The sequence below is a fragment of the Micromonospora sp. NPDC051543 genome (genome assembly GCF_044454415.1).
Classification (GTDB): Bacteria; Actinomycetota; Actinomycetes; order Mycobacteriales; family Micromonosporaceae; genus Micromonospora.
This window is the reverse complement of sequence record NZ_JBITDT010000012.1, coordinates 196,404-221,838: the sequence shown is the minus strand read 5'-3', so window position 1 is coordinate 221,838 and position 25,435 is coordinate 196,404. Positions and strand designations below refer to the sequence as shown.

28 protein-coding genes and 2 tRNA genes are annotated in these 25,435 nt (G+C 71.9%); 15 read left to right on the top strand and 15 right to left on the bottom strand.

Annotated features, from left to right (window positions below):
• The first annotated feature begins 31 nt into the window (after positions 1–31).
• The 3 genes from ACIA3K_RS23050 to ACIA3K_RS23040 are packed head-to-tail and all read left to right on the top strand — an operon-like array spanning position 32 to position 3,016.
• Complete coding sequence (locus ACIA3K_RS23050) at positions 32–1,273, top strand: MFS transporter (protein WP_396803586.1); 1,242 nt, start codon at positions 32–34, stop codon at positions 1,271–1,273.
• A 31-nt stretch (positions 1,274–1,304) separates the two neighbouring features.
• The gene (locus ACIA3K_RS23045) at positions 1,305–1,841 is read left to right on the top strand and encodes a SigE family RNA polymerase sigma factor (RefSeq protein WP_396803584.1); all 537 of its coding nucleotides are present in this window, start codon (positions 1,305–1,307) and stop codon (positions 1,839–1,841) included.
• Positions 1,838–3,016: a hypothetical protein gene (locus ACIA3K_RS23040; RefSeq protein ID WP_396803582.1), complete on the top strand. Its 1,179-nt coding sequence runs from the start codon at positions 1,838–1,840 to the stop codon at positions 3,014–3,016. The genes ACIA3K_RS23045 and ACIA3K_RS23040 overlap by 4 nt, the downstream gene beginning before the upstream one ends.
• Before the next feature lie 91 nt (positions 3,017–3,107).
• On the opposite strand, the gene ACIA3K_RS23035 is transcribed toward ACIA3K_RS23040, so the two are convergent.
• On the bottom strand, positions 3,108–4,010 hold the full coding sequence (locus ACIA3K_RS23035; protein ID WP_396803581.1) for a sulfurtransferase: 903 nt from the start codon (positions 4,008–4,010) through the stop codon (positions 3,108–3,110).
• Positions 4,011–4,202: 192 nt separating this feature from the next.
• Here ACIA3K_RS23035 and ACIA3K_RS23030 point away from each other — a divergent pair, with 192 nt between their 5' ends.
• Positions 4,203–4,607 carry a hypothetical protein gene (locus ACIA3K_RS23030; RefSeq protein WP_396803579.1) on the top strand — a complete coding sequence of 135 codons (405 nt, stop codon included), beginning with the start codon at positions 4,203–4,205 and terminating at the stop codon, positions 4,605–4,607.
• 126 nt (positions 4,608–4,733) lie between these two features.
• Here the strand turns inward: ACIA3K_RS23030 and ACIA3K_RS23025 are convergent, their stop codons facing one another.
• Together ACIA3K_RS23025 and ACIA3K_RS23020 are read right to left on the bottom strand one after the other, a co-directional pair.
• Positions 4,734–5,501 carry an SGNH/GDSL hydrolase family protein gene (locus ACIA3K_RS23025; RefSeq protein ID WP_396803687.1) on the bottom strand — a complete coding sequence of 256 codons (768 nt, stop codon included), beginning with the start codon at positions 5,499–5,501 and terminating at the stop codon, positions 4,734–4,736.
• A 92-nt stretch (positions 5,502–5,593) separates the two neighbouring features.
• Complete coding sequence (locus ACIA3K_RS23020) at positions 5,594–5,734, bottom strand: hypothetical protein (protein WP_396803578.1); 141 nt, start codon at positions 5,732–5,734, stop codon at positions 5,594–5,596.
• A gap of 209 nt (positions 5,735–5,943) precedes the next feature.
• Between ACIA3K_RS23020 and ACIA3K_RS23015 the strand changes: the two genes are divergently transcribed.
• The 6 genes from ACIA3K_RS23015 to ACIA3K_RS22990 are packed head-to-tail and all read left to right on the top strand — an operon-like array spanning position 5,944 to position 11,478.
• Positions 5,944–6,993: a transporter substrate-binding domain-containing protein gene (locus ACIA3K_RS23015; protein ID WP_396803576.1), complete on the top strand. Its 1,050-nt coding sequence runs from the start codon at positions 5,944–5,946 to the stop codon at positions 6,991–6,993.
• Entirely contained in the window at positions 6,957–8,054 is a 1,098-nt protein-coding gene (locus ACIA3K_RS23010; RefSeq protein ID WP_396803574.1) for a hypothetical protein, read from the top strand. Before ACIA3K_RS23015 ends, ACIA3K_RS23010 begins: the two co-directional genes overlap by 37 nt.
• 52 nt (positions 8,055–8,106) lie before the next feature.
• Positions 8,107–9,876 carry a proline--tRNA ligase gene (locus tag ACIA3K_RS23005; RefSeq protein ID WP_396803572.1) on the top strand — a complete coding sequence of 590 codons (1,770 nt, stop codon included), beginning with the start codon at positions 8,107–8,109 and terminating at the stop codon, positions 9,874–9,876.
• 56 nt (positions 9,877–9,932) lie between these two features.
• Positions 9,933–10,358, top strand: coding sequence for a CBS domain-containing protein (locus ACIA3K_RS23000; RefSeq protein WP_355048549.1), 426 nt, complete (start codon positions 9,933–9,935; stop codon positions 10,356–10,358).
• Between the two features lie 29 nt (positions 10,359–10,387).
• Positions 10,388–10,816: a SufE family protein gene (locus tag ACIA3K_RS22995; protein WP_396803570.1), complete on the top strand. Its 429-nt coding sequence runs from the start codon at positions 10,388–10,390 to the stop codon at positions 10,814–10,816.
• A 20-nt stretch (positions 10,817–10,836) separates the two neighbouring features.
• Complete coding sequence (locus tag ACIA3K_RS22990; RefSeq protein WP_396803568.1) at positions 10,837–11,478, top strand: DsbA family oxidoreductase; 642 nt, start codon at positions 10,837–10,839, stop codon at positions 11,476–11,478.
• Between the two features lie 36 nt (positions 11,479–11,514).
• Here ACIA3K_RS22990 and ACIA3K_RS22985 read toward each other — a convergent pair whose 3' ends face one another.
• The 5 genes from ACIA3K_RS22985 to ACIA3K_RS22965 all read right to left on the bottom strand — a co-directional run bounded on the left by ACIA3K_RS22985 (position 11,515) and on the right by ACIA3K_RS22965 (position 14,837).
• The gene (locus ACIA3K_RS22985) at positions 11,515–12,063 is read right to left on the bottom strand and encodes a YbaK/EbsC family protein (protein WP_357129854.1); all 549 of its coding nucleotides are present in this window, start codon (positions 12,061–12,063) and stop codon (positions 11,515–11,517) included.
• An 83-nt stretch (positions 12,064–12,146) separates the two neighbouring features.
• Positions 12,147–12,341: a hypothetical protein gene (locus ACIA3K_RS22980; protein ID WP_355048552.1), complete on the bottom strand. Its 195-nt coding sequence runs from the start codon at positions 12,339–12,341 to the stop codon at positions 12,147–12,149.
• Positions 12,342–12,423: 82 nt separating this feature from the next.
• Positions 12,424–13,077: a GAP family protein gene (locus ACIA3K_RS22975; RefSeq protein ID WP_396803567.1), complete on the bottom strand. Its 654-nt coding sequence runs from the start codon at positions 13,075–13,077 to the stop codon at positions 12,424–12,426.
• A gap of 51 nt (positions 13,078–13,128) precedes the next feature.
• Positions 13,129–14,517, bottom strand: coding sequence for an MFS transporter (locus ACIA3K_RS22970; RefSeq protein ID WP_396803565.1), 1,389 nt, complete (start codon positions 14,515–14,517; stop codon positions 13,129–13,131).
• 59 nt (positions 14,518–14,576) lie between these two features.
• Entirely contained in the window at positions 14,577–14,837 is a 261-nt protein-coding gene (locus ACIA3K_RS22965) for a hypothetical protein (protein WP_396803563.1), read from the bottom strand.
• A gap of 219 nt (positions 14,838–15,056) precedes the next feature.
• Here ACIA3K_RS22965 and ACIA3K_RS22960 point away from each other — a divergent pair, with 219 nt between their 5' ends.
• Genes ACIA3K_RS22960 through ACIA3K_RS22950 form a run of 3 tightly spaced genes read left to right on the top strand, consistent with a single transcriptional unit; the run spans position 15,057 to position 20,857 of the window.
• Complete coding sequence (locus ACIA3K_RS22960; protein WP_396803561.1) at positions 15,057–19,505, top strand: HAD-IC family P-type ATPase; 4,449 nt, start codon at positions 15,057–15,059, stop codon at positions 19,503–19,505.
• Between the two features lie 59 nt (positions 19,506–19,564).
• Positions 19,565–20,389 (top strand): MBL fold metallo-hydrolase, encoded by an 825-nt coding sequence (locus ACIA3K_RS22955; RefSeq protein WP_396803559.1) that lies wholly within the window; start codon positions 19,565–19,567, stop codon positions 20,387–20,389.
• A 9-nt stretch (positions 20,390–20,398) separates the two neighbouring features.
• Complete coding sequence (locus ACIA3K_RS22950) at positions 20,399–20,857, top strand: hypothetical protein (RefSeq protein WP_396803557.1); 459 nt, start codon at positions 20,399–20,401, stop codon at positions 20,855–20,857.
• Between the two features lie 28 nt (positions 20,858–20,885).
• On the opposite strand, the gene ACIA3K_RS22945 is transcribed toward ACIA3K_RS22950, so the two are convergent.
• Positions 20,886–21,212, bottom strand: a complete 327-nt coding sequence (locus tag ACIA3K_RS22945) for a hypothetical protein (protein ID WP_396803555.1) — start codon at positions 21,210–21,212, stop codon at positions 20,886–20,888.
• Positions 21,213–21,317: 105 nt separating this feature from the next.
• Here ACIA3K_RS22945 and ACIA3K_RS22940 point away from each other — a divergent pair, with 105 nt between their 5' ends.
• Positions 21,318–22,034 (top strand): LPXTG cell wall anchor domain-containing protein, encoded by a 717-nt coding sequence (locus ACIA3K_RS22940; RefSeq protein ID WP_396803554.1) that lies wholly within the window; start codon positions 21,318–21,320, stop codon positions 22,032–22,034.
• 82 nt (positions 22,035–22,116) lie between these two features.
• Here ACIA3K_RS22940 and ACIA3K_RS22935 read toward each other — a convergent pair whose 3' ends face one another.
• Positions 22,117–22,938, bottom strand: a complete 822-nt coding sequence (locus ACIA3K_RS22935; protein ID WP_396803553.1) for an aldo/keto reductase — start codon at positions 22,936–22,938, stop codon at positions 22,117–22,119.
• 298 nt (positions 22,939–23,236) lie between these two features.
• Between ACIA3K_RS22935 and ACIA3K_RS22930 the strand changes: the two genes are divergently transcribed.
• Positions 23,237–23,698, top strand: coding sequence for a MarR family winged helix-turn-helix transcriptional regulator (locus ACIA3K_RS22930; protein WP_396803552.1), 462 nt, complete (start codon positions 23,237–23,239; stop codon positions 23,696–23,698).
• On the opposite strand, the gene ACIA3K_RS22925 is transcribed toward ACIA3K_RS22930, so the two are convergent.
• The 5 genes from ACIA3K_RS22925 to ACIA3K_RS22905 form a co-directional block, all read right to left on the bottom strand.
• The gene (locus ACIA3K_RS22925) at positions 23,695–23,910 is read right to left on the bottom strand and encodes a hypothetical protein (protein WP_396803551.1); all 216 of its coding nucleotides are present in this window, start codon (positions 23,908–23,910) and stop codon (positions 23,695–23,697) included. The genes ACIA3K_RS22930 and ACIA3K_RS22925 overlap by 4 nt on opposite strands.
• 107 nt (positions 23,911–24,017) lie before the next feature.
• Positions 24,018–24,093: transfer RNA gene (locus ACIA3K_RS22920), tRNA-Ala, on the bottom strand.
• A gap of 36 nt (positions 24,094–24,129) precedes the next feature.
• Positions 24,130–24,258: a DLW-39 family protein gene (locus ACIA3K_RS22915; RefSeq protein ID WP_007453934.1), complete on the bottom strand. Its 129-nt coding sequence runs from the start codon at positions 24,256–24,258 to the stop codon at positions 24,130–24,132.
• Between the two features lie 42 nt (positions 24,259–24,300).
• Positions 24,301–24,374 (bottom strand) — tRNA-Ile (locus ACIA3K_RS22910).
• 153 nt (positions 24,375–24,527) lie between these two features.
• Complete coding sequence (locus tag ACIA3K_RS22905; protein ID WP_396803549.1) at positions 24,528–25,433, bottom strand: DUF3566 domain-containing protein; 906 nt, start codon at positions 25,431–25,433, stop codon at positions 24,528–24,530.
• Between the last annotated feature and the right edge of the window lie 2 nt (positions 25,434–25,435).

The following is a 25,435-nucleotide window of genomic DNA, read 5'->3' as shown; positions in this document are numbered from 1 at the left end:
TCGACCCGGTCGAACCGGCACGGTCGGCGGCATGACCTCCTCCGTTCTGGGCCGGGATTTCCGGCTGCTCTGGTCCGCCGCCGTGGCGTCCCGCTTCGGGGACGCGCTGCGGACGCCGGCGCTGGCGCTGCTGGCGGCCACGCTGACCCGCGACCCCCGGGTCATCGCCGCGGTCACCGTGGCCGCGCAGGTGCCGCCGCTGCTCTTCGGCCTGCTCGGCGGGGTGTACGCGGACCGCTGGGACCGCCGCCGGACGATGGCCGGCATCGACGGGGTACGCGCCGCAGTGGTGGCGGCGGTGGCCGTGGCGGTGGCCGTCGACCGGGCCAGCATCGGGCTCCTGCTGGTGGCGGCGTTCCTACTCGCCGCGCTGGGAACACTCTTCGACGCCGCGTCTTTCGCGATGCTCCCGGCCCTGGTGCCGCCGGCCGCGCTGTCCCGGGCGAACGGCCGTCTCCAGGCGGGTTCGGCGGTGGCCGGAGGTTTTCTCGGCGCTCCCGCCGCCGGTGTCCTGTTCGCCGCCGCTCCCGCCCTCCCGTTCGCTCTCGACGCCGTCACCTTCGCGGTGGCCGCCCTGCTCGTGCTCGCCCTCACCCCTGCGGCCGCCGTACCCGCCACGCCGACGACCGGGCGCGCATCGGTGTGGGGCGACATCGTCGAGGGAGTGCGGTGGCTGCGCGCGCACCGGACCATGTGGCGGGTCACCCTGCTCAGCGCGGCGAGCAACCTGGCGATCTCCGGCATCATGGCGGTGCTCGTGCTCTACGCGCTGGACGTGCTGCGGGTGCCGCCGGCCGGGTACGGGCTGTTCGCCGCGTCGGTGATCCTCGGCGGGGTGGCCGGGGCGCTGGGATCGAACCGGCTCGCCGCCCGGCTCGGCACCGTACCGGCGCTGGGTGCGGTTCTCGCCACGCAGACCGTGGCGCTGACCGGCTTCGCGCTGGCCCGGCATCCGGTGCCGGGCGCGTTCGCGCTTGCCGTCTTCGCCGCCGGAACGGTGGTGTGGAACAGCCTGTGGGCGTCGTACGGTCAGCGGGAGGTGCCGTCGAGGCTGCTCGGCCGGGTCGGCGCCGCCCAGCGGATGGTCGGTCTGCTCACCGCGCCGGTCGGCGCGGGGCTCGCCGGGCTGGTCGCCGCCGCCCACGGGACGGTCCCGGTGATCAGCGCGGCGGCGGGCGTCTTCGCGCTGGTGACGGTGGTGGCGTGGCGGATCCTGCGACCGGCCGGAAAATCGGTCCAACCTTTTCCGCCCTCCCGTGCGTCTGTCGGGTGACGCGCACCGCGGGCGGCCGGAAGGGGTGCGGATGGGATCGACGGCGGACGACGGCCGCGACGGCTACCTCGCCTTCGTGGAGAGCAACCAGCACCGGCTCCTGCGCGCGGCCTTCCTGATCTGTGGCAACCGGCACCAGGCCGAGGATCTTCTCCAGGACGCCCTGCTGAAGCTGGCGCTGCGCTGGACCTCGGTCCGCGACGGCGATCCCGCCGCGTACGTGCGGGCCATCCTCTACCGGGACGCGGTGTCCTGGTGGCGACGTCGCCGCCGGGAGTGGCTCAGCGCCGCGCCGCCGGAGCGGGCCGCGCCGGACCGGGACGGCGCGCTGCGGCTGACCCTGCACGACGCGCTGGGGATGCTGCCGCCACGGCAGCGGGCCGTGCTGGTGCTGCGTTACTACGAGGACCTGACCGAGGTCGCCACGGCCGAGGCGCTCGGGGTGACCGTGGGCACCGTGAAGAGCCAGTGCCACCTGGCGCTGCGGCGGCTCCGGGAGGTCGCTCCCGCCCTCACCGGGGACGACCGACCGGGTCGGGGCGCCAACGGTGTGGAGGTGAACCAGTGAACGAGCAGAACCTGCGCGACCTGTTCACCGTCACCGTGCAGGACGTGCTGCCCAGCACACCGGCGTCGAATGGCTGGGAACGGGCGCGGCGCACCCGACGTACCCGGCGGGCCGTCGGCGCGGTCGTCGTGGCCGTGGTGTTGGCCGGTGGCGCGGCGGTCGCCCTGCGACCGTCGCCCGATCCACGCCTGACCCATCCGGTGGCGCCGACCGTCGCGCCCACCCACGGCGATCCCGTGCAGCGCCCACCCGCCAAGCTGACGTACCCACCCGATCCGCTGAGCCGGATCAGCGGCCCGCCGACCGTGACGCTGTCCGCACGACCGGTCCAGCGGGCGCTGGCGCTGTTCCAGCCACTGAGCGAGGAGGGTCAACCGGACGGCCCGATCCGAATCCTCGGCGACGACGGCGTGGTCCGCAGTCTGGACGTGGTGACGCCGGCACCCACCTGGGATGAGAGCGGCAACGAGGCGACAGCGGTCAAGCCGGGTGTCCTGTCGCCGGACGGCCGGTGGGCGGCGTTCGCGCAGACCAACGAGCTGATCATGGTCGACCTCACCACGGCGGGCGTACGTCGCATCCCACTCGACGGCTACCTGGAGTTGGTGGTGTGGGCGTACGACCGGGTGCTGGTCGGCGGCGACAACCGGACGTACGTGGTGCAGCGGGACACCGAGGCGGCCAGCACCACCGACGTGTCGGCCTGGAACGTGGTCGCACCCGATCCGGAGGCCGGCCGTGGGGCGGCTCCGCTCGAAATGGTCGGCGAGCGCGGTGACCTGAAGCTGCAGAACCGGACCGCCTTCGACCGCCCGGTCCGCTCCGAATCGCGGATCACCTTCGACGGGCTGCCGCCGCCCTATCAGGTCAACGAGTTCTACGGCCGGGGTTGGCTGCACGGGGGCCGGCTGGCCAGCGCCGCGTGGATCGTCAACAGCCAGATCAGCGGCGCGGAGGGGGTGGCCGTGCTGGACTCCCGCACCGGCTCGGTGACCCACCTGCTCGACCTCGGGCGGGACCGTGGCAAGGGCTGCTGCCCGGTGTTGGGCTGGGACAACAAGGGCGCGGTGCTGCTGCGCCTGGAACCGGCCGCCCTGGCGCGCTGGGACCCGGAGACCGGCGAGATCACCGGGATCATCCCCGACCTGCGCGGCGTGCTGGCGCTGGCGGGCTGAAGCGGGATGTGCTGGTGCCGCCCGGCTGAGGGGCGGTGCGCTGGAGCTGGCCGGCTGGGCCTCCGGGGGCCCAGCCGGTCGACCCCGCGTCTCAGACGGCGATGCCGCCGGGCTGGTCGCCCTTCACCACAGGCGCCCGGACCAGGTTGCCCCACTCCGTCCACGAGCCGTCGTAGTTGCGCACCTGCGGGTAGCCGAGCAGATGCCGCAGCACGAACCAGGTGTGGCTGGACCGCTCGCCGATCCGGCAGTACGCGATCACGTCGTCGTCCGGGCTGAGCCCGAGCTGGTCGGCGTAGATCGCCTTCAGCTCGTCGGCGGACTTGAACGTCCCGTCCTCGTTCGCGGCGGACTTCCACGGCTTGTTGACCGCGCCCGGGATGTGCCCGCCCCGCAGCGCGCCCTCCTGCGGGTAGTCCGGCATGTGCAGCATCTCGCCGGTGTACTCGCCCGGGGACCGGACGTCGACCAGCGGCCGACCCACCGCGATGTGGGCCATCACCTGCTCGCGGAACGCGCGCAGCGGCGCGTCGTCCCGCAGCGGCACCGGGTAATCGGCGCGGGGCCGGGCCGGCTTGTCGCGGGTCAACTCGCGCCCCTCGGCGACCCACTTCTGCCGGCCGCCGTCGAGCAGCCGCACGTCGACGTGGCCGAAGAGCGAGAAGACCCAGAGGGCGTACGCGGCCCACCAGTTGAAGTTGTCGCCGTAGAAGACGACGGTGTCGCCCCGACCGATACCCTTCGCGGCGCACATCTCGGCGAAGCTGGTCGCGTCCAGGTAGTCCCGGGTGACCTGGTCGTTCAGGTCGAGGTGCCAGTCGACCTTGACGGCGCCGGGGATGTGACCGGATTCGTAGAGCAGGACGTCCTCGTCGGACTCGATCACGACGAGGCCCTCGTCGCCCAGGTGCTCGGCCAACCAGTCGGTGGTGACCAGCCGCCGCGGGTCGGCGTACGACTGGAGGCGGGGATCAGGATCGTTCGGCACAGACATGATCCCCAAGGTACGCCGCCAGAGCCTCTGCTGACCGGCCATCGGACGTGACGCGGCGCTCGCCGGATCTCGTCAAGGATGTGCGGGACTGTTCGGAACGGCTTGGGTGGTTCCCGACACACCGGCTGTCACTCAGGCTTGAGCGCAGCGAGAGATCCATAGGGAAGCATCTGCGCCGAAGGAGACCAGGAAGTGATCAAGAGAATCGCGTCAAGCGTTATCGCCGTAGCGGCCACGGCCGCCGTCGTCAGTACGCCCGGCGCCGCCCAGGCACAGACCAGGGGCCAGGCAGCCGCGGCCACCTATTGTTACGCGGTCGCCGACGTGCCTTGGTACCGGAGTCCGAGTGTCTACGCCACCGGTCACATCTACTGCGACCCCTGGGCCGACGCCGAGATCAAGGTGACGATCACCGCCAACGGCGCCAGCAAGGGTTCGACCTCGACGGGCTACGCGGCTCCACACATCAGCGACACCGCTGTTGGCCAGAACTGGAGCGGCAACCAGGAGTGGTGCACGGTGGTTTCTGGCACCTACTACGCCAACGGCGGTTCCTACCCCGTCTACGACAGGACGTGTGAGTCCGCCGGTTTCTAGGGACTCAGAGCACCACGTGGGTTGATGCCGGAGGGCCGCCGGGGCGTCGGATGGCGCGAGTGAGCGTGGTCCGGACGCTGCCGTCCGGACCACGCTCGGTCCCGAAAGGGATCGGTTGCGAGGTGGTCAGTCGACGATCGGCCCGAGCAGCGGGCGCTTCGCGGTCACCGTGTCACCGGACGACCGGCCGGTGAGCCGCCGCTTGATCCACGGGGCCAGGTACTGCCCGGCCCAGCGCAGGTCCGAGGCACGCGCGGCGAGCCACGGCGACGGCGCCGGGTGCGGCGGGACCAGCAGCCACTCCTCGTCACAGCCCACGCCGAGCGCGTTCAACACCTGCCCGGCGACCCGTCGGTGCCCGGCCGGGGAGAGGTGCAGCCGGTCCGTGCTCCACAGCATCGGGTTGAGGAACGTGTCGTCGGCGTACAGGTCGACCAGGATCGCGCCGTGCCGCGCGGCGGTCTCGCCGACCGCCTGGTTGAGCAGTTCCACCCGGGGAGCGACGAGACGCTGGCCGGGCAGGCGTGCCATCACGTCCGCGAATCGGAAGAGCAGCACGTCGGCGCCGCCCGACCGGAGTTGCCGAACGACCTCGTCGAAGCGGGAGACAAGCGTCTCCGGGTTGAAGGTGCGGCGCAGCACGTCGTTGCCGCCGGCCGCGAAGCTGATCAGGTCGGGCTTCATCGCCACCGCGGAGGGCACCTGCTCGGCGACCACGCTCGGGAACAGCCGGCCCCGGATGGCCAGGTTCGCATACCGGAAGTCGGGGCCCGCCTCGGCGGCGAGCCGGGTCGCCACCAGGTCGGCCCAACCCCGAAAGGTGCCATCCGGGTACGCGTCGTCCATACCTTCGGTGAAGCTGTCCCCGACCGCGACAAAACTGCGCCAGCGCACCCGCGCCCCCTCACGCCACCCGTTGCCTGCGGCGACCAGTCTTTCACCGCAGGCGCGTCGGCCGGTGCCCCGATCGGCCGACGTGGCGGAGGTCATGCGCGCGCCTTGATCGACACGAGTTCACCGATATCGCGGTATCCGAGTCGAGTTGACACCGCGACTTCGGCGAACGCGAGTCGATCAAGCACTGACCTGGGCTTGGAAGCGCGGCATACCGCCAGGTCGACGATCATCCGGCCAGCTAGGCCGCCCGGAACGTGTCGCCAATCCGGCGGATGTCGGAGTGCCCTCGCTCGTCACCAGGCCCCACAATGGAGGACCGGTCATCGGGCCGTGCAGCGGGAGGGCCTAGTTGAGTCAGGCAAGCGAGCCGAGCCCCGCCGGGCCGGCACCGGCGGCGGACACAGCGTCGCGCACCACACGGACCCGTCAGATCCGACTCGTGGGGCTCGTCGTCGCGCTGGCCGTCCTGGCCGCCGCCCTGGTCCCGATCGTCCTCGCCATGGGTCCGCCGACCCGGGACGAGTTGCTGGAGGACGCTCAGCTCAAGGGCAAGCAGCAGCTCATCATCGGGGTGAAGGACGACCAGCCGGGCATCTCACAGCGCCTTCCGAACAACGTCTGGAAGGGCTTCGACGTCGATATCGCGTACATGATCGCGAGCTATCTCGGCTTCGACCACTCCCAGGTGCGGTTCGTGCCGATCGAGAGTGAGGACCGGGCCCGTCGGCAGGCCCAGGACGGCGAGGGTTTCGTCACCGTCGACCTGGTCATCGCCTCGTACAGCATCAACGACAAGCGCCGGGAGGAGGGCGCGGTCTTCTCGGCCGCGTACCTGCACACCGAGCAGTCCGTGGTGACGCTGAAGGACTTCAAGGGCCAGGTGAGCAGCCTGGAGGATCTGCGTGGACTGACGGTCTGCTCGCTGACCACCTCGACGTCCATCCAGCGCCTCGCCGAGGCCGGAGCCACGCCGGTGGGCCGGAACCGGATCAGCGAGTGCATCCAGGAGATGTACGACGGCAAGGTGCAGGCCGTCACCACCGACGCGGCGATCCTCGCCGGCTTCGTCACCGGCGACCAACCGGGCGACGACGGTCAGCGGTTCACCGTGACCCTGAAGAACGTCAAACCGCTGCGGCACTGGGACATCGGCTCGTCGCCGCAGGAGCGGTGGGGCGTCAACACCGGCCCCAACAAGGCCCTGCTCGACCTGGTCGATCTGGCCCTCTACGAGTCGGCCAAGGACGAGGACAACTCGGCCTGGGAGAACGCGTTCAACGCCAACCTCCGGTGGCAGCAGGGATACAACCTCCCGCAGCCCGTCGCGGAGCAGCAGCAACCCGATCCGAGGAAGGTGGAGGTGCGACAGTGGCCGTGGGAGAGGATCGCCCTGCCGCCCCCGGCGCACCCCGGGTCGTCACCGGTTCACACTGGGCCGTTCGCCCGCGTCGGATGGCGGGGGCGCGGCAGGCGCAACAGTGGCTGCTGACCCTCCTACCCGCCTTCCCCGTCCTCCTGCTGGTGCTGCGGCTCTGGCAGCTCAGCCAGCAGGACATGTCCACAATGTTGCTGCTGGTCCAGTACGTCAGCCCGCTCGGCCTGCTCAGCGCCCTCCTGATCGCCCTGGTGTGGGCGTTCCCCGTCGTCGTGCTCACCTTCGGCGTCCTCGGTCGACTGCTCCGGCTCAGCGCCCCTGACCGGTTCGACCCGGAACGCTCCCTGTTGGCCTCGGGAACGGCACGTACCCCGGGATGGGTGATCAGCGCGGCGGTCGCGCTGGCGGCGCTCACCTGGCAGCTCCGCTTCCTGCCGTCGCTGCTGATGCTCGGCCTCTGGCTGCTGGCGCTGCGCACCCGCTACCTGCACCCGGATCAGCCGACCCGGATCCTGTTCGTCAGCGTGGCCCTGCCACTGGCGGCGGCGGTTCTGGCGTACAGCGTGCTCGGACCGGCGATCTGGACGGCGTACCGGGAGGGCGAGCTGTCCACCGCCGCCCTGCTGGCGGTGCCGCCCGCCGCCACCCTGCTGCTCACCGGCCCGATTCCCGGATGGATCGCCCCCACGCTGACGCACGGCCTGGCGTTCACGGTCGCGGCCGTGCTGCCCGTGGTGATGGGCGCGGTGTTCCTCCGGGTGCCGCTGCTGCCCACCGCCGCGGTCGAGGTGCTCCCGAAGCACCTCACCGAGACGGCGACCCCGAGCCCGACCCTGACGTCCGCGACTCCGGCCTCGACGTCCCCGGCGGCGAGCGCTGGCACGGCGGCCCGCGACGGTACGGCCGAGGGCGGCCGGGAGGTGGTGCTCGGGGCGCTCATCGCGGTCACCGACACGTCGACGATCGTGCTGGACCGCACGGCCGCCGTGCGGTTCCTGCCCAACGACTGGGTCGAGTCGCAGGTCCTGTGCCCACAGGCGGCGGCGGTGCCGTACAGCCTCGTGTCGGCGGGCGGTTGGCCGGTGGAGGAGACCGCACTGGACTGGATGATGCCCCGCCGGCCGGTGGCCGACCCGGACATCCGATGCGAGGGCCGCCTTCCCGGCGCGGAGTGACCCGGCCTGAATTGGCTCGCCGTGCCCGGATCGCGGTCATTAGGCTGCGCGGATGCTGCTACGCATGTCGACCCTGTTGCTGCGGACCCTGCGCGAGGATCCGGCCGACGCGGAGGTGCCGAGCCATCGGCTGCTGCTGCGCGCCGGGTACATCCGCCGCGCCGCGCCGGGCGGCTACACGTGGCTGCCGCTGGGCAAGCTGGTGCTGGACCGGATCACCGAGGTGGTGCGCGCCGAACTGAACGCGATCGGCGACCAGGAGGTGCACTTCCCGGCCCTGCTGCCCGCCGAGCCGTACCGGACCAGCGGCCGGTGGACGGAGTACGGCGACCTCCTCTTCACCCTCGCCGACCGGCGCGGCGCCGAACACCTGTTGGCGCCCACCCACGAGGAGATGGCGGCGCTGCTGGTCAAGGACGTGTTCACCTCGTACCGGGACTTCCCGGTGACGCTCTACCAGGTGCAGACGAAGTTCCGCGACGAGGCGCGACCCCGGGCCGGTGTGCTGCGCGGCCGGGAGTTCCTGATGAAGGACGCGTACTCCTTCGACCTGGACGAGGCGGGCCTGCGGGACGCGTACGCCCGGCACCGGGCGGCGTACCAGCGGATCTTCGATCGGCTGGGCCTGGACCACACGGTGGTGCACGCGATGTCCGGCGCGATGGGCGGCTCGGCGTCGGAGGAGTTCCTGGCCTCGACGCCGGTCGGCGAGGACACCTTCGTCGGCTGCACCGCCTGCGACTACGCGGCGAACACCGAGGCCGTCGTCACCCGCGCGCCCGCTGCGGGCGATCCCGACGCCCAGCCGGCAACGCTGGTGCACGACACCCCCGAGACCGCGACGATCGCCAGCCTGGTCGAGTTGGCGAACAGCCGGCGGCTGGGTGATCGCGACGACTGGACCGCCGCCGACACCCTGAAGAACGTCGTCCTGACCGTCCGTCAGCCCGGGGCGGACCGCGCCGAACCTCTGGTGGTCGGGCTGCCCGGCGACCGGGAGGTCGACCTGAAGCGGCTCGCCGCCGCGCTGGAGCCGGCGCAGGTGGCGGTCTTCGAGGAGTGGGCCGAGCATCCGGAGTTGGTGCGCGGCTACCTCGGCCCGCAGGTGCTCGCCAAGCTGGGCATCCGCTACCTGGTCGATCCCCGGGTGGTGACCGGTTCCGCCTGGCTGACGGGCGCGAACGAGCCAGGTCGGCACGCCACCGACGTGGTCTGCGGCCGGGACTTCACGCCCGACGGCACGATCGAGGCGGCCGAGGTGCGTGCCGGCGACCCCTGCCCCGACTGCGCCGACGGCGAGCTGACCATCCGGCGGGGCATCGAGATCGGGCACATCTTCCAGCTTGGTCGCCGGTACACCGACGCGTTCGCCGTCGACGTGCTCGGGCCGGCCGGCAAGCCGGTCCGACCCACCATGGGCTGCTACGGCATCGGGATCTCCCGAGCGGTCGCGGCAATCGCCGAGCAGCACCACGACGAGCACGGGCTCCGCTGGCCGGCGGCGGTCGCGCCGTGCGACGTACACCTGGTGGTGGCGGGCAAGGGCCCGCAGCTCGACGCGGCGCTGGACCTCGGCGGGCGGCTGGCCGCGGCCGGCCTGCGCGTGCTGGTCGACGACCGCACGCACGTCTCGGCCGGGGTGAAGTTCACCGACGCCGAGCTGATCGGCATCCCGCGCGCCGTCGTGGTCGGCCGCCGTCTGAGCGACGGGTACGTCGAGCTGCGCGAGCGGGCCGCCGACCGGCGGACGGAACTGCCGGTGGACGCCATGGTGGAGCGGATCGTCGACGAGGTTGGTCGGGATCGTGCGAACCTGGTGTAGCCGCCGCGTCACGGGGTAGTGCAGTCGGATCGGGTGAAGCGTGTTCGGAGGATCTCATGACCGGTTACCGGGTCAGCGACGTGATGACCAAGCAGGTCGTGTACCTGTCCGCGGAGACCACCCTGGACGAGGCGGCCAGGGTGATGAAGGAGGCGGACATCGGCGACGTGGTGGTCACCGACGGCGCCACCCTCGCCGGCATGCTCACCGACCGGGACATCGTGGTCCGGGCGGTCGCCGAGAACGCGTCACCGGCGTCGACCACCATCGGCTCGATCGTCACCCGCGAGGTGGTCATGATCGAGCAGCACTGCACGGCCGGGGAGGCCGCGGCGCTCATGCGGGACCGGGGCATCCGGCGGGTGCTGGTCTGTGACACCGACCGCAAGCTGGTGGGCATCGTCTCGCTCGGTGACCTGGCCATGCAGCTCGACCCGACCAGCGCGTTGAGTGAGATCAGCGAACAGTCGCCGACCACGTGATCCGTCGGCGCCGGCGGTAGCCTCGACTCATGGCTGACATGCCGGCCCGACTGGCCGAGATCGTCGACGAGTTCGCCGCCGCGCCGCGCGACCTGGTGTTGGAGATGCTGCTGGAGTACGCGGACGTCATTCCCGTGCTGCCGGACGACGACACCACGCGCGAGGGCATGGAGCAGGTGCCCGAGTGCCAGACCGCGTTCTTCCTGCGCGCCACCGTGACGCCGGACGGGGTGGTCGAGACGCTCTTCGACTGCCCGCCGGAGGCGCCGACCACCCGGGCGTTCGCCGGGATCCTCGCCGAAGGGCTGGCCGGCGCGAGCGCCGAGGAGGTGCTGGCGGTTCCGGACGATCTCTACCAGCGGATGGGCCTGGCCCAGGCGATCAGTCCGCTGCGGGTACGCGGGGGCACCGCGATCCTGGGCCGGCTCAAGCGGCAGGTCCGGGAACAAGTCGACTGAGCGGGCAGTTGCCACCGATCATGGAGATCGAGATCTACGCGGACCTCGTCTGCCCGTGGTGCTACCTGGGCAAGCGTCGCCTGGACGAGGCAATCGCCCGCTACGACGGCGAGGTGACCGTCCGCTACCGGCCGTTCCAGCTCGACCCGTCGCCGGTGCCCGAGCCACTTCCGGTCGTCGAGGCGCTGGCCGACAAGTTCGGCGGCCCCGAGCGGGCGCGGCAGATGGTCGAGCGGGTGGTCCAGGTCGCGGCGGGCGACGGACTCCGGCTGGACTACGACCACGCGGTGGCCGCGAACACCTTCGACGCGCACCGGCTGGTCGGCTACGCCGCCGAGCGCGACCGGGCGGCCGAGATGGTGGACGCCCTGTACCAGGCGCACTTCACGAAGGGTCTCGACATCGGCGCCCGGGAGGTGCTGGCCACGATCGCCGGATCGATCGGCCTGGACGCCGCCGACGCCCGCCGGTTCCTCGACTCGGACGAGCGGACCGCCGAACTCGCCGCCGACCTGGCCGCCGCGCACGAGCTGGGCATCACGAGCGTGCCGATGTTCGTGCTGGCCGGGAAGTACGCGGTCAGCGGTGCCCAGGAGACGTCCACGCTGCTCGCCGCGCTGGCCGAGGTCGAGCAACGGGAGGCCGCTGCCGGTCAGGCGTGATGTTTCACGTGCAACGGTATCGACGCTGATGCCTGGTCAGGCCGGCCTGGCCAGGCCTTCCACCACCTGCGCGCCGGGCAGTGCGCCCAGCGCCGGCCCGGGCAGCGCGATCTTGCTGTGCCGTACGCCGGACCCGATGATCACGTGCGGGGTGGCGATCACCCGCGCGTCCACCAGGATCGGCCACTGCGCCGGCAGCCCGATCGGGGTGATCCCGCCGTACTCCATGCCGGTCAACTCGACCGCGTCGGTCATCGGGGCGAAGCTCGCCTTGCGGACGTCCAGCGCCCGACGGGCCACCCCGTTCACGTCGGCCCGCGTGGTCGCCAGCACGATGCAGGCCGCGTAGCGGACCACGCCCTCGCGCTTGCCGGCCACCACCACGCAGTTGGCCGACACGTCCAACCCCACCTCGTACGCGGCACAGAACTCCGCCGTGTCGGCGAGATCGGCGTCGATCGGCGCGACCAGCACGTCGTCGACGTCGACCGGCGCTTCGGCGGGCCACTGGGCGATGGCCTCCGCGACCGGCGGGGCGAGCAGATCGAGGCGGGCGCGGGCCGGTTCGGTCTTCAACGTTCCCATCACGGATGCGATCCTCGCACCCGTGCCGCCGGATCGCCCGTCGACACCGGGCACGTCCCGCGACGCCACGTCCACGTCGCGGCTCAACTGCCCGCGAGGAACGCGTTGTCGCGCATGAACGAGCGGTCGCGGTCGGCCGCCAGCTCCTCCTCGCGTCGGGCCCGGGCCCGCTGAAGCTCCAGGTCCTCCAGCGCGTGGCGGACGCCCAGCCGGATCACGCCGTAGAGGAACACGAAACCGAAGACGTAGAGGATCACCGTGGTGACGACAACGAACATGGCGTCACCGTAAGACGAACGTGAACCGGCACATCTCTCATCTCCGCACGGTTCCCCCGTACGTGTCCGGGGCACCGCTACCTCACCCCGACTTGAGCAGGTCCAACACCGTGAGCAGCGCGAAGAACGCGATCACGATCTCGTTGACGATCCAGGCGTGCCCCTCGGCCCAGCTCCGCATCCGGGCGAGCACCCGCGCGGCCCTCGACCCGAGCAGCACCAGCGCCAGCAGCGGCACGGCGAGCAACAGCACGGTGAGCAGCACGAACGGCACCAGGTGCCACCACGGAAGATCGTGCCGGGCCACCGTCGCGCCCACCGTCGCCATGGTGAGGTCGTCGGTGGGCGTCACCACGAAGAGCAGCGCGCCCGTACGCGCCGCCCAGCGCGGATCGGCGTGGCTGACGCTGCCCAGCCATCGTGGCGGCCCGGAGCGGTCGCGGCGTACCCAGATCACCACGGCCATGACCACCAGCAGCGCGAGGACCACCAGGTCGATGGCCGGACCACTGTCGACCTTGCGGGCGGCCGTGCTGGCGTCGTTCGCCAGCCCGCCCAGCACCCGGGTCAGCAACCAGCTCACCGTCACGCCGGCGACCACCACCAGTCCGGCGCCGGCGATGAAGCCGCACGACGCGGCCCGGGGCCGGTCGGACGAGGCGAGGAAGATCGCCACGACCAGTTGGGTCCCGGCGACCATCACCACGGCCAGCGGCAGGACGGTCAGGAAGCTCATCGCTGCCATCCTGACGCCCGACCGGGACCGATGCGCCGAATCGTCGGTGGATCACCCGCCCGGCCGGGTGCTCCCCGGCACCACCACCCGGCCGGCCAGTAACGCGCCGAACAACGCCAGACCAGCCGCCACCACGAGCGTCACCAGATAGCTCGACGGGCCGGGCGCGCTCCCCGCAGCCAGGACGGCACCGGTGAGCGCCAGCACGGTGGCCGCGAAGAGGGAGTCGCCCAGTTGCAGCGACGAGCTGTTGCGGCCCTGCTCACCGGGTGCGGACAGCTCCAACGTGAGCACCGACAACGACGGGTAGAGCAGCCCCATGCCGAGCCCGGCGACCGCCCAGCCCAGCACGGCGACGGCCACCGGCACCTCGGGTCGGACGGCCAGCGCCACCGTCGCCGTACCGGCCGTGATCGCGCTCAGGCCGACGCGCGGCAGGCTGGCCCGGGAGGCCGGCACCGGAATTCGGCCCTGTATCCAGGAGCCCACCGACCAGGCCAACGCGCCCACGGTGAGGACCAGCCCGGCGGCGGTCGGCGACAGTCCCCGCTCCCGGGACAGCATCAACGGGATGACCACCTCGGCGCCGACGAACGCCGCCGACGCCAGACCCCGCAGACCGACGACGGTGGGCAGCCCCCGGCCCGCCCGGAGGAACCCGGGTGGCAGCAGGCGCGGAGCGCAGATCACCAGACCGGCCAGGGCGAGCGCGATCACCGTCAGGGCCGCCACGCCACGCTGCTGCCCCCCGATGTGCAACAGTGCGGCGCTCGCGCCCGCCCCGCAGGCCCAACCGATGCGGGCGACCGCGCCGCTCGGCGGCCGCGTCGCCACGGTCGCGTCGAGCGACCGCAGGCCCGGCTGGATCAGCAGCACCGCCGGGACGGCCACCGCCGGCACCACGAGAAAGACCCACCGCCAGCCCAGGTACTCGACGATCAGCCCGGCCAGCGCCGGCCCGACCAGCGAGGGTACGACCCACGCCGCCGCGAACGCGGCGAAGATCCGCCGGTGCAGTTCCTCCGGGTACGCCTGCCCGACAATGACGTAGAGCGCCACGGAGAGCAGCCCGGAGCCGAAGCCCTGCACCACCCGGCCGACCACCAGGGTCGTCATCGCCTGTGCCGTACCGGCGATCAGCAGTCCCACCACGAACCAGGCGACGCCGTGCCACATCGGCCCCCGCGGTCCCCGCGCGTCGCACCAGATGCCGGAGACGACCATGGCCAGCACACCGGCGGCGAACGGGCCGCCGAACGCGATGCCGTACAACGCCAGGCCGTCCAGGCTGCGCGCCACGGTCGGCATGGCCGTGCCGACCGCCAGCGCCTCGAAGGCGAGCAGCGACACCAGCGCCACGCTGCCGACCGTCATCGCCCGCAGCCGAGACGCGAACAGCCCTGCGGACGTTGGGGCGAGGGTGGCGGTTCGGCTCGACATGCACCGAGCCTGCGACCTCAACCCGGATTCATGTCAACCGGGGCGTGACCCGGCTCTCGTCAGGCTTCCTGGATCGCCTCCCCGACGCCGCGTACCAGTCCCGAGAAGTGCTGGTCCGCGAGGAGGTGCCCGGCGGTGATCGCCAGGGCGAGCGGCCACTCGATCACCTGCAACGCGGCCAGGACCCCGAGCCCGGCGTAGTAGGCGACCTTGTCCGGTGGCGGTACGGCCACCTCGCCCAGCATGGGCAACTCGACCCGCCGGCTGTACATCTGGACGTTCTCGCGTGAACCGTTGAGGTGTCGCGTCAGCGTGCTCATTCCGGCCTCCCCGTGTCCGGTGCTGGTCGTCGGATTCCACCGGCCACCCCGTCCATGCGCAGGCCGCCGCGCAAAGTTCCGGTCCTCCGAGGGGCATAACGGACGCCAGGTCGGGAAGCCAGGCCGCCGGACGCGAGGGCGGCGGGAGGACGAGATGACCGACGGCACAACAATCGGCAATGGGGGGTCGGGTCGGCGTCCGTCCGGCCGTACGCCTCGATGACGGCGGCGGGTCGCGCCGCCGGCCGCCTCCTGCCGTCCATCGGCGTGCCGCACCTGGTCGGTGAGGCGTCCCGGACGGTCGGGTCGGCCGCGACCCGGTTGGCCCGGACCGCCGGCCTGAGCCGACGCCGGGTCTGGTCGCGCCCGGGCCGCCACCACATCGAGGTTCACGGTGTCTGCCAGGACGGCGGCGACCGGTTGGCCCGGCAGGTCGAGGCCGCGCTGGAACGGCTGCCCGGAGTCGCCTGGGCCCGGGTGAACGCACCCTCGGGTCGGGTCGTGGTGGCCGTCCAGGCCCCCGAGCCGAGGCTGCGCGATCTCATCGCCGCGATCAGCCGGGTCGAGCGGACCTGTGACCATGAACCGGACCCGGAGATCCCGCCCCCGCACCCGCCGGAAGAGGGGCCGCGTACGCCGCGCACCCTCGGCGCGCTCGCCTCGGACGCGCTGGGTCTGACCATCTCGGCGGCCACCCGCATCCTGCCGTTCACGCCGTTGCCCGGTGAGGTCGCCGGCCTGCTGGCCGCCGCCGACCTGCAACCGAAACTGCACGCCTTCGTCGGTAGACGACTGCGCTCCGACCCCCGCGCCGACGTCATCTTCCCGCTGGCCGAAGCCGTCGTGCAGGGCCTGACCGGCAGGTGGACGGGGATAGTCCTCGACGGCGCCCAACGGATGGTGCAGTGGGGCGAGGCACGGGCCCAGCTCGCCGCCTGGGAGGCGGCCGAGCCACGGCTGACCGGTGACCCGGAACGCGCCACCGCCCGGTGGCCGGCGGTCGAGCGCCCCTGCCCGAAGCCGGACGGCCCGGTCGAGCGCTACATCAACCGGGTGCTCGCGGCGGGCGCTGCGGCGGCAGCGGCGGCGACGCCTTTCGCCGGACCCAAGCGGGCCGCCGCGCTGGGACTCTCCGCGCTACCGAAGGCCCCGGGCAGCGGACGGGAGGGGTATGCGGCGCAGCTCGGCCGGGTCCTCGCCCGGCGCGGGGTGATCGCGATGGACCGCAGCGTGCTGCGGCAGTTGGACCGGATCGACACGCTGGTGCTGGACGCGGCGGTCCTCGGGTCGGAGCGGGGCGTACTCGCCGATCTGGCCCCGGCGGCCGACACGGACGTCGACGAGGTGGCGGAGCGGGCGTTCGAGCTGTTCGACCCCGCCGACCCGACCACCTCGCGGGAGTCCGACGGTTGGCGGCTCGCACCCCTGGACCGGCTGCCCGAGGACGCCCGCGACGACGTCCCGGACGGCGAGCGGCTGCGTACGGCGGGCGGGCAGTTGCTCGGGCTGACCAACGCGGGGCGGCTGGCCGCGCTGCTGCGGGTCGAACCGGAACCCGCGCCCGGGGTCGACGGTCTACCCGCCGCCGCGCGTCACGCCGGACTGAAACTGGTCGTGGCCGGGGGCGACGAGCAGCGGTACGACTTCGCCGACACGCTGGTGCCCGGTGGGGACCGGTTGGCCGACTCCGTACGCGCGCTCCAGCGCGACGGCGCGGTGGTCATGCTGGTCTCCGGCGACCGGGCGGCGCTCGGCGCGTCCGACTGCGGGCTCGGCATGTCGGCCGCCGAGGAGTTGCCCCCGTGGGGAGCGCACCTGCTGGTCGGCGCCGACCTTCGGGTGGTGGCACTGTTGATCGAGGCGACCGGGGCAGCCCGGCGGATGACCCAGCAGAACATCCGGCTCGCCATGGCCGGCACCGGGTTGGGTGCGCTGGGCGCGTTCACCGCGCCGCCGGCCCAACTGCCACATCGGGCCCTCGTGGCGGTCAACGGCGCGGCCGCACTGGCGTTCGCGAACGGGGTCTGGCGGGCCCGCCGGCTACCCGACCGGTCGGACACACCGGCACCGGTGGCGACGGCCTGGCACCTGATGCCGGTCCGGACCGTGCTGGACCGCCTGGCCACCACACCCGACGGGTTGACAAACACGGAGGCGCAGCGCCGGCACGACGGCCACGGCACGCAAGGCGGCGGCACGCCCAGCGGTGGTGGGCTGCTGCGGGCGTTCCTGGACGAGCTGTCCAACCCACTCACACCCGTGCTGGCGGCCGGGGCGGTGCTGTCCGCGTCGTTCGGCTCGCTCGTCGACGCCGCGCTGGTCGGCAGCGTCGTCGGCGGGTCGGCACTGATCGGGGCCGTGCACGAGCGCAACACCGAACGTTCGCTGGCGGAGCTGCTGTCGCGTTCGGCGGTGACCGCCCGGGTCCGCCGGGACGGAGCCGAGCAGGTCGTCGCGGCCGAGGACCTGGTGCTCGGCGACGTCATAGCCCTCGAACCCGGTGACTCGGTGCCGGCCGACTGCCGGGTGCTCGAATCGGTGGGCTTGGAGGCGGACGAGTCGTCGCTGACCGGCGAGTCGCTGCCGGTCGCCAAGAGCAACCGGGCGGTCGTCGCCGCGGCCATCGCCGACCGTCACTCGATGCTGTACGAGGGCACCACCGTCGCCGCCGGCCACGGCACCGCCGTCGTGGTGGCGACCGGGGCCGACACCGAGTCCGGCCGCAGTCTGGCGCTGGTCCGCCAGGCGCCCCCGACCAGCGGGGTGGAGGCTCGACTCGGCTCGTTGACCAGCGCCGCCATCCCGTTGGCCGCCGGTTCGGCGATCGCCGTCGCCGGGGCGGGACTGCTTCGGGGCGTACCCCTGGCCGAAACGGCGGCGACCGCCGCGAACCTGGCCGTGGCGTCGGTGCCGGAGGGGCTGCCGTTCCTGGTCAGCGCCGCGCAACTGGCGGCGGCCCGGCGCCTCGCCGAGCACGGCGCGTTGGTCCGCAATCCGCGCACCATCGAGGCGTTGGGCCGGGTGGATGTGCTCTGCTTCGACAAGACCGGCACCCTCACCGAGGGCAAGTTGCTCCTCGCGGGGGTCGGCGACGGTGTCGGCGACCGGTACGCGCCGGTGGACCGGCTCGACGACCGCCTGCGGTCGACCCTCGCCACCGCGTTGCGGGCCACCCCGGCGGCGGCCGATCCGGAAGAGTTGGCGTTGCAGACCGACCGGGCGGTCCGGCGGGGCGCCGCCACGGCTCAGGTCGTCGAGCAGACCGGGGCGACCGGCTGGCGCGCGGTCGGCGGGCTGCCGTTCGAGCCGTCCCGGGGCTACCACGCAACCGTCGGCGAGACCGACGGGCACCTGCTGTTGAGCGTCAAGGGCGCCCCCGAGACGGTGCTGCCACGCTGCGCGAACCGCCGCACCGACGGCCGACGGGAGCCGCTGGACGACGCCGGCCGCGCGGAACTCCAGCGCGTGCTGGCCGACCGGGCGGGCGCCGGGCACCGGATCCTCGCTGTCGCCGAGTGCCAGGTGGACGCCGCGCAGATCACCGACTCCGAGGTCCGGGGGCTGACCTTCGTGGGGTTCCTGGCGCTCGCGGACGGGGTCCGGGAGAGCGCGGCCCCGGCGGTACGCCGTATCCGGCAGGCGGGCGTGCACACCATCATGATCACCGGTGACCACCCGGCCACCGCCGAGGCCATCGCGGCCACCATCAGCGAGCACGACGAGCAGCGGGTGGTCACGGCCGCCGAACTCGACCAACTGGACGACGAGGCGCTCGCCGAACGGCTCGCCACCACCGACGTGGTGGCCCGCTGCACCCCGACGCACAAGGTCCGGATCATTCAGGCGTTGCAGAAGTGCGGGCGGACCGTGGCGATGACCGGCGACGGCGCGAACGACGCCCCGGCGATCCGGCTGGCCGACGTCGGCATCGCCCTCGGCCAACGTGGCACACCGGCGGCCCGGGCGGCCGCCGACCTGGTGGTCACCGACGACCGCCTGGAGACCATCATCGCCACCCTGGTCGAAGGGCGTGCCATGTGGTCGTCGGTCCGGCACGCGCTGAGCATCCTCGTCGGCGGCAACCTCGGCGAGATCGCGTTCAGCGTGCTCAGCGCCGCGGCGACCGGCCGCTCGGCCCTCACCGGCCGGCAACTGCTGCTGGTCAACCTGCTCACCGACCTGGCGCCGGCGCTGGCCATCGCGGTCCGGCCACCCGCCTCGGACCGCACCGACGGACTGCTCACCGAGGGCCCGGACGCGTCCCTCGGTGAGACCCTCAGCAGGGAGATCGGCCTGCGCGCGGCGTCCACCACGCTGGGCGCGACGGTCGGCTGGACGTTGGCCCGGTACACCGGGCGGCAGCGCCGGGCCGGCACCGTCGCTCTCGTCTCGCTGGTCGGCACCCAACTCGGGCAGACCATCCTGGCCGGAGGCACCAGCCCGGCGGTGCTGGCGTCCACGGCGGCGTCGCTGGGAGTGCTCGTCGTGGTGGTGCAGACGCCGGGTGTGAGTCAGTTCTTCGGCTGCACGCCGCTCGGTCCGGTGGGTTGGACCATCGGCACCGGATCGGCGCTCGGCGCCACTCTCGCCAACGGCGCGCTCACCAGGCTCGTCGCGCATCTCCCGTCGGCCCGACCCGACCTCGCCCAGCCCGTCGACGGCGACTGACCACCGTCTCGCCCGCTTGGACACCACCGGCCGGGGTACCGGAGTTCGAGGAGGTGGGCATGGTGGTCGAACAGCCGCAGGTCACGTTCATCGGCACCGCGACGACGGTGCTACGGATCGGCGGGTTCACCCTGCTCACCGACCCGAACTTCCTGCACCGCGGCCAGCGGGCGTACCTCGGCAAGGGTCTGTGGTCGCGCCGCCGCACGGACCCGGCGCTGCGGATCGCCCAGCTTCCCCGCCTGGACTCCGTGGTCCTCTCCCACCTGCACGGCGACCACTTCGACCGGGTGGCCCGCCGGGAACTCGACCGCGAGCTGCCCATCGTCACCACGCCCGCCGCCGAACGCAAGCTGCGTCGCTGGGGCTTCGGGTCCGCCGACGGGCTGCCGACCTGGTCGTCACGGGAGCTGCGTCGCGGCGGTACGACAGTGCGCCTGACCTCGATGCCCGGTCAGCACGGCCCGGGCGTGCTGGACCGGCTGCTGCCCGACGTGATGGGCACGATGATCGACGTGGAACGCGCCGGACGGCGCGAATTCCGGCTGTACGTCACCGGCGACACGCTCAACCGGCCGCTGCTCGCCCCCATCGCGGAGCGCTACCCGGACATCGACGCGATGCTGATCCACCTCGGCGGCACGAAGGTCGCCGGAATCCTGCTCACCATGGACGCCCGGCAGGGCGCCGACCTGGTCGAGCTGATGCGTCCAAAGCTGACCGTGCCGATCCACTACGACGACTACCCGGTCTTCCGCTCACCACTGGCGCACTTCGTCGACGAGGCCCGCCGCCGGGGCTGGGTCGAGCAGGTACGCACCATCGCGCGGGGCGAGACGGCAGCGCTGACCGGTGGCTCGGGCGTGATTGATCTCGCGGATTAGCCTGACGGCATGCCGTCGTTCCTGGCCAACGGAGTTCGTCCGAAGGTCTGGCCCTCCCTGCCGCTGGCGCTGCTGCTGCCCTGCGGCCTGCTGATACTGCTGGGTGTCACCGACGACCGCGAGCCGCCCCCACCCGTCGGCGTGCTGACGCCGGCGACGGTGATCGCGGTGGAACCGGCCCGGACCGCGGACGGCCCCTACGTGCTGCTGCGGGTAGACGCCGTCGACGGACCCATCACCTGCGGGATCTACGAACGGTCGTTTCCCGACCGGCGGCTACCGCCGCTGCGCCAGCAGCTCACCATCGACTACACCCCGTCCAGGTGCCTGCCGGAGCCTGTCAACACCGAACTGCCCCGAGGGGTCATCGTCGCCATGGGCGCCATCGGATTGGCGGTGTCGCTCCTGTGGCTCCGGGCAGGTCCGCGCTTCCAACGGCTGACGCGCCGGCGGCGCTCCCGCACCTGACAAAGACGACCCACGAGCCGACACGTCGTTACCGGAGCGGCCCGGGGAGCGGTGCCTCCCCCCGCATCGCGCTCTCGGCCAACTCGATGCGTTCCGGATGAAGTCTGTCGTCGCCCAGGGGGTGCCCGGGCGAATTGATGCAGCGCTGCCCCGACTCGGCGCTGCACACCGGACACGCGAGAAAGAATCCGCAGGATGGCACGAGTTCGACGCCCTGGGCCAGCGCGGATCTGCCAATCTTCACGACCGTTTCGAGCAGGTCGTCGTCCTGGTGCCGGGTAGCGGCAGCGGCCACCTCCCGCATCCCTTCCCAGAATTTCTCGGCGGAGTTCGGTTCGTTCACGTCGATGCGCACGAGCGCGGATCCCCGCCTCCCGTCCCGGTAAACGCGGGGCCATGGGCCACGCCCGTCGGCGGTAGTATCCCCAGGCTTTGATCTGCAACGGGGAGGACGATCCACATGCGAGGCAAGATCCCGGCCGGCATCGCGATAGCGCTGGCCTTCATGGTTCCGGCGGCACCGGCGATGGCACAGAGCGCGTCGCCCGGGCTCGACCAGAACTGCCAGACGGTCGAGCGCAAGACTTTCAAGGACATCCGTGAGCTGTTCACCTTCGACCTGGACACCGCCAATGTCGGCCAGCTCCGACTGCTGACCGCCCAGCTCCTGCACTACGCGAACACCGAGGCCCTGCCCACCCTGCCCGACGTCATTCAGGAGCGACTGGGCGGCACCTCGGATGACCTGCGCGCCTGGCTCAAGAATGACGCGCAGAAAGTTTGGACGATCGATCTGCGGATCAAGGTTGGCCAGACGATGACCGGCGCCGGCACCAACGTGAAGGAGGCCGCGCAGAAGACGCTCGACGCCGAGGGCGTCGAGCCTTACCTGGCCTACCTGAACGAGGGCCTGTACGCCGCGCGGGCAGTCGACTGCGCGTCGCAGCCAACCCCGACGCCGACGACGCAGCCCACCCCCACGGCGAGCGCGACGTCGACCGTCGCGCCGACCGCAGCCACCTCCACGAGCCCGGTCGCTGCCGGCGGTGATGGTGGCGGACTGCCCGTGACCGGTGCCGACACCGCGACCGTGGCCGGCATCGGCGGCGCGCTCCTGCTCGTCGGCGGCGCGAGCTTCGTGATCGCACGCCGTCGCCGTTCCCGCTTCGTCGCATAGCTCGATCCGGACGCGCCCGGCCCGACACATCGTCGGGCCGGGCGCTTCTTTTCGCAGGTCAGGACAGCTCTGGACGCACGGTTCAGTTGAGCTGATCCGGGTGCGGACCGGTACGCAGTCCGCGGTCGATGGTGGCGATCGACGTCATGTCCTCCTCGGTGAGTTCGAAGTCGAACACCTCGAGGTTCTGGCGGATGCGGGACGGGGTGACCGACTTGGGGATGACGATGTTGCCCAGTTGCAGGTGCCAGCGCAGCACCACCTGGGCCGGGGTCTTACCGGTCCGGGTCGCGATCTTGGTGATTGCCTGGTCGTCCAGGACCGCGCCCTGAGCCAGTGGGCTCCACGCCTCGGTGGCGATGCCGTGCTGGCGGTGGAAGGCGCGCAGGTCGTCCTGCTGCAGGCCGGGGTGCAGCTCGATCTGGTTGACCGCCGGGGTGAGCGCGCTGCTGTCCAGCAGCCGATCGAGGTGGGCGGGCTGGAAGTTCGAGACGCCAGCGGCGCGGATGCGCCCCTCGGCCGCGAGGCGCTCCAGCGCGCGCCACGACTCGAGATAGAGGTCACGGGCGGGGGTCGGCCAGTGGATCAGATAGAGGTCCACGTAGTCGAGACCGAGTTTGGCCAGGCTTGCGTCGAACGCGCGCAGGGCGTTGTCGTAGCCCTGGTCGGCGTTCCACAGCTTGGTGGTGACGAACAGCTCCTCGCGGGGCAGCCCGGAAGCGGTCAGCGCTCGGCCCACACCAGCTTCGTTGCCGTAGACCGCAGCGGTGTCGATCGAGCGGTAGCCGGCCTCAAGCGCCGCGGTGACGGCGACGGTGGTCTGGTCGTCGGGGATCTGGAAGACGCCGAAGCCGAGCTGGGGGATGTCGACGCCGTTGTTCAGCGTCACGGTCGGAATGGTCATGGCTGTTCGGTCCCTTACGTGTCGTGATCAGTCGAGGTGTGGCGGCGCCGGCTACCTGGGGCGGGGCCTGCCAGTGCACGATTGCCTACGCCCCTTACATGCGAAGACAATAGTTGCAGACGCGCCCTACTGCAAGTGTCGGCACTTCTCCTGCACGCGGTTCGACCGCTGTTCGGCGGCCGGGCCAAAATCCAGGGACGGCTACACACTTGCTTGCCAGGGCCTGATGTAGGCGCTAGCTGACATTCTCGAAGCAGGCTTACCCTGAAGCTCCCGGCTGAGAAGGAAGACCCGGACCATGACCGCCACGGATCCCGCGCTAACCGCCCTCGCCAGCGGATGGGCAGCCCTCTCCCTCCTGTACGGCAGGATCGAGGCACACCTCGAGCGCGCTCTGCAGTCCGCGCACGACCTCAGCGTGCGGGAGTACTCGTTGCTCGACGTGCTCAGCCGCCAGCACGACCGCGAAGGCGGCCATCTGCAGATGAAGCAGGTCGCCGACGCCGTGGTGCTGAGCCAGAGCGCCACCACCCGCCTGGTCGCCCGGCTGGAGGACCGCGGCCTGCTCTCCCGCTACCTGTGCCCGACCGACCGCCGCGGCATCTACACCGACGTCACCGACGCCGGCCTGAAACTCCTACGAGAGGCCCGGCCGACCAACGACACCGCCCTGCGAAAGGCGCTGGACGACGCCGCCAGGAACCCCGAGTTGGCGCCACTGGTAACGGCAGTCGAGGCGATGGACCTCACACGTGGCTAGGCCGTATCCCAGTCGGAGGAAGCCGAGACCTCGTAGGGGATCGTCGCCAACAGCTCGGCAGGCCCTTCCAACTTCCAGGCTCGGACGCAGCAGCCGCAGCCGCCATCCTCTTCGGCGTAGGTGAGAGCGTCTCGGTTGGCGTTCAACCAGGCCTCAGCCGCCTCGACCTCACCCGGCTTGTCGACGGAGGCCATCATGGTTTGCCGGATCACAGCGAGCACCCCAGCGGACGCCTTGACCTGCGGACGCCCGCTGGGCGAGGAGGGGGCGGCGTGACCGCCTGGCTGTGCTGAGGGCCGAGATCGGCCGAAGAAAGCGCTGGTGGAGCCCAGGGGACTCGAACCCCTAACCCCTGCCTTGCAAAGGCAGTGCTCTGCCAGTTGAGCTAGGGCCCCGCAAATGACGGCGACTGGCTCGCCGCCACTACGAAGTCAGCGCAGGTCGGGCGCGGTGGTCGCCTCGTGCCAGAGGGCGCGCTCGTCGTTGGCGGCCTTGACCTTGTTGAAGACGACGGCAGCCACGCCGACGACGCCGGCCAGGATCAGCAGCTTCTTGAACATGGGGCAACCCCTTGCGCTCGACTACCGTCGGACGATGTGCGGTGGGGCTAGATGGAATCGAACCATCGACCTCAGAGTTATCAGCTCTGCGCTCTAACCGACTGAGCTATAGCCCCGCGTAGCGACGAGCAAGATTAACCCATCCGCCGCGCCGGCCCCAAATCGGGGTCCGACTGCGCGATCCGGGTCGTCGACGCCCGCAAAACCTACCTGGGTACGGGGCGTCGGAGCGACCGCATTCCGCGGAGGCCCCGACGCCCCGGTCACACTCAGTCCCGCTCGGCGAGCGTCAGCTCGATCCCGCCGACCAGGTCGGCGCAGACGTTGTAGACGAACGCGCCCAGCGTGGCCAGCGCGGTGAACAGCACCACGTTGACCAGGCCGATCAGCGCCGAGCTGAGGATCACGCCCTTGGCGGTGATCTGGAACCCGTTGGTGCTCTGCCCACCACCCGCGTTGACCAGGTCGCTGAGGCTGTCGTTGACGCTCTGGAACACACCCATCGCGTCCAGCGCCAGGTAGAGCACCGACGTGGCGACCACCACGACGATGAACAGCACCACCGAGACGGCGAACGCGAACTTCATCACGGACCAGGGGTCGATCCGCTTGAGGTTCAGCCGGGCCCGGCGCGGCCCACGGGACGCCGCCGAGCTGACCGAGCTCCGTGCGGCGCGGACGGCCTCGCCGACCCGGGCAGCCCCGACGGCCGACGCGTTGCCGATCCCCGGCGGCAGACCGCCACCGCTCGCGGGGCGACCACCGGCGGACGTACGCCCCGCATCCGGCGGCGCCATGCCCGGTGTGATCCGGGGTTGCGTGCCAGTAGCCCCGGTCGATGTCGCCTGACCGGGTCGGGTGCTGATCGGCTGCGTGGTCGTCGGACGCGCCGGGTTCGGGGCGGCCGCCGTGGGGGCCGCTCCGGTGGACGTCGCTGCCTCGCCGGCCGACTTCTCGGCCTTGGTGTCACCCGATCCCGCGTCCTCGCCGGGCTGCTCCGGCGGGGGTGTCATGCCGGGAGCCCGGGTGAATTTCGGGGCAGGCGCGTCGGCGGGAACCGTTGCCCGGCCCACGGCCGCGCGGCCGGTCGCTGGTGTGCCGCCCTTGGCGGCCTCCTCGTCGACCGGGTTGGCCGAGGTCCCCGTGTTCCCCGACTTCGCCTGTGTCTCCGTCATTC

Excerpts from the sequence above, each read along its gene's own strand:
- ACIA3K_RS22940 (WP_396803554.1), top strand. The coding sequence starts at position 21,318 with ATGCGAGGCAAGATCCCGGCCGGCATCGCGATAGCGCTGGCCTTCATG.
- ACIA3K_RS22990 (WP_396803568.1), top strand. The coding sequence starts at position 10,837 with ATGGAGATCGAGATCTACGCGGACCTCGTCTGCCCGTGGTGCTACCTG.
- ACIA3K_RS23050 (WP_396803586.1), top strand. The coding sequence starts at position 32 with ATGACCTCCTCCGTTCTGGGCCGGGATTTCCGGCTGCTCTGGTCCGCC.
- ACIA3K_RS22930 (WP_396803552.1), top strand. The coding sequence starts at position 23,237 with ATGACCGCCACGGATCCCGCGCTAACCGCCCTCGCCAGCGGATGGGCA.
- ACIA3K_RS22905 (WP_396803549.1), bottom strand. The coding sequence starts at position 25,433 with ATGACGGAGACACAGGCGAAGTCGGGGAACACGGGGACCTCGGCCAAC.
- ACIA3K_RS23005 (WP_396803572.1), top strand. The coding sequence starts at position 8,107 with ATGCTGCTACGCATGTCGACCCTGTTGCTGCGGACCCTGCGCGAGGAT.
- ACIA3K_RS23010 (WP_396803574.1), top strand. The coding sequence starts at position 6,957 with ATGGCGGGGGCGCGGCAGGCGCAACAGTGGCTGCTGACCCTCCTACCC.
- ACIA3K_RS22970 (WP_396803565.1), bottom strand. The coding sequence starts at position 14,517 with ATGTCGAGCCGAACCGCCACCCTCGCCCCAACGTCCGCAGGGCTGTTC.
- ACIA3K_RS22935 (WP_396803553.1), bottom strand. The coding sequence starts at position 22,938 with ATGACCATTCCGACCGTGACGCTGAACAACGGCGTCGACATCCCCCAG.
- ACIA3K_RS23000 (WP_355048549.1), top strand. The coding sequence starts at position 9,933 with ATGACCGGTTACCGGGTCAGCGACGTGATGACCAAGCAGGTCGTGTAC.
- ACIA3K_RS22965 (WP_396803563.1), bottom strand. The coding sequence starts at position 14,837 with ATGAGCACGCTGACGCGACACCTCAACGGTTCACGCGAGAACGTCCAG.
- ACIA3K_RS22980 (WP_355048552.1), bottom strand. The coding sequence starts at position 12,341 with ATGTTCGTTGTCGTCACCACGGTGATCCTCTACGTCTTCGGTTTCGTG.
- ACIA3K_RS22995 (WP_396803570.1), top strand. The coding sequence starts at position 10,388 with ATGGCTGACATGCCGGCCCGACTGGCCGAGATCGTCGACGAGTTCGCC.
- ACIA3K_RS22915 (WP_007453934.1), bottom strand. The coding sequence starts at position 24,258 with ATGTTCAAGAAGCTGCTGATCCTGGCCGGCGTCGTCGGCGTGGCTGCC.
- ACIA3K_RS22975 (WP_396803567.1), bottom strand. The coding sequence starts at position 13,077 with ATGAGCTTCCTGACCGTCCTGCCGCTGGCCGTGGTGATGGTCGCCGGG.
- ACIA3K_RS22950 (WP_396803557.1), top strand. The coding sequence starts at position 20,399 with ATGCCGTCGTTCCTGGCCAACGGAGTTCGTCCGAAGGTCTGGCCCTCC.
- ACIA3K_RS22955 (WP_396803559.1), top strand. The coding sequence starts at position 19,565 with ATGGTGGTCGAACAGCCGCAGGTCACGTTCATCGGCACCGCGACGACG.
- ACIA3K_RS22960 (WP_396803561.1), top strand. The coding sequence starts at position 15,057 with ATGACGGCGGCGGGTCGCGCCGCCGGCCGCCTCCTGCCGTCCATCGGC.
- ACIA3K_RS23035 (WP_396803581.1), bottom strand. The coding sequence starts at position 4,010 with ATGTCTGTGCCGAACGATCCTGATCCCCGCCTCCAGTCGTACGCCGAC.
- ACIA3K_RS22985 (WP_357129854.1), bottom strand. The coding sequence starts at position 12,063 with ATGGGAACGTTGAAGACCGAACCGGCCCGCGCCCGCCTCGATCTGCTC.
- ACIA3K_RS23020 (WP_396803578.1), bottom strand. The coding sequence starts at position 5,734 with ATGATCGTCGACCTGGCGGTATGCCGCGCTTCCAAGCCCAGGTCAGTG.
- ACIA3K_RS23045 (WP_396803584.1), top strand. The coding sequence starts at position 1,305 with ATGGGATCGACGGCGGACGACGGCCGCGACGGCTACCTCGCCTTCGTG.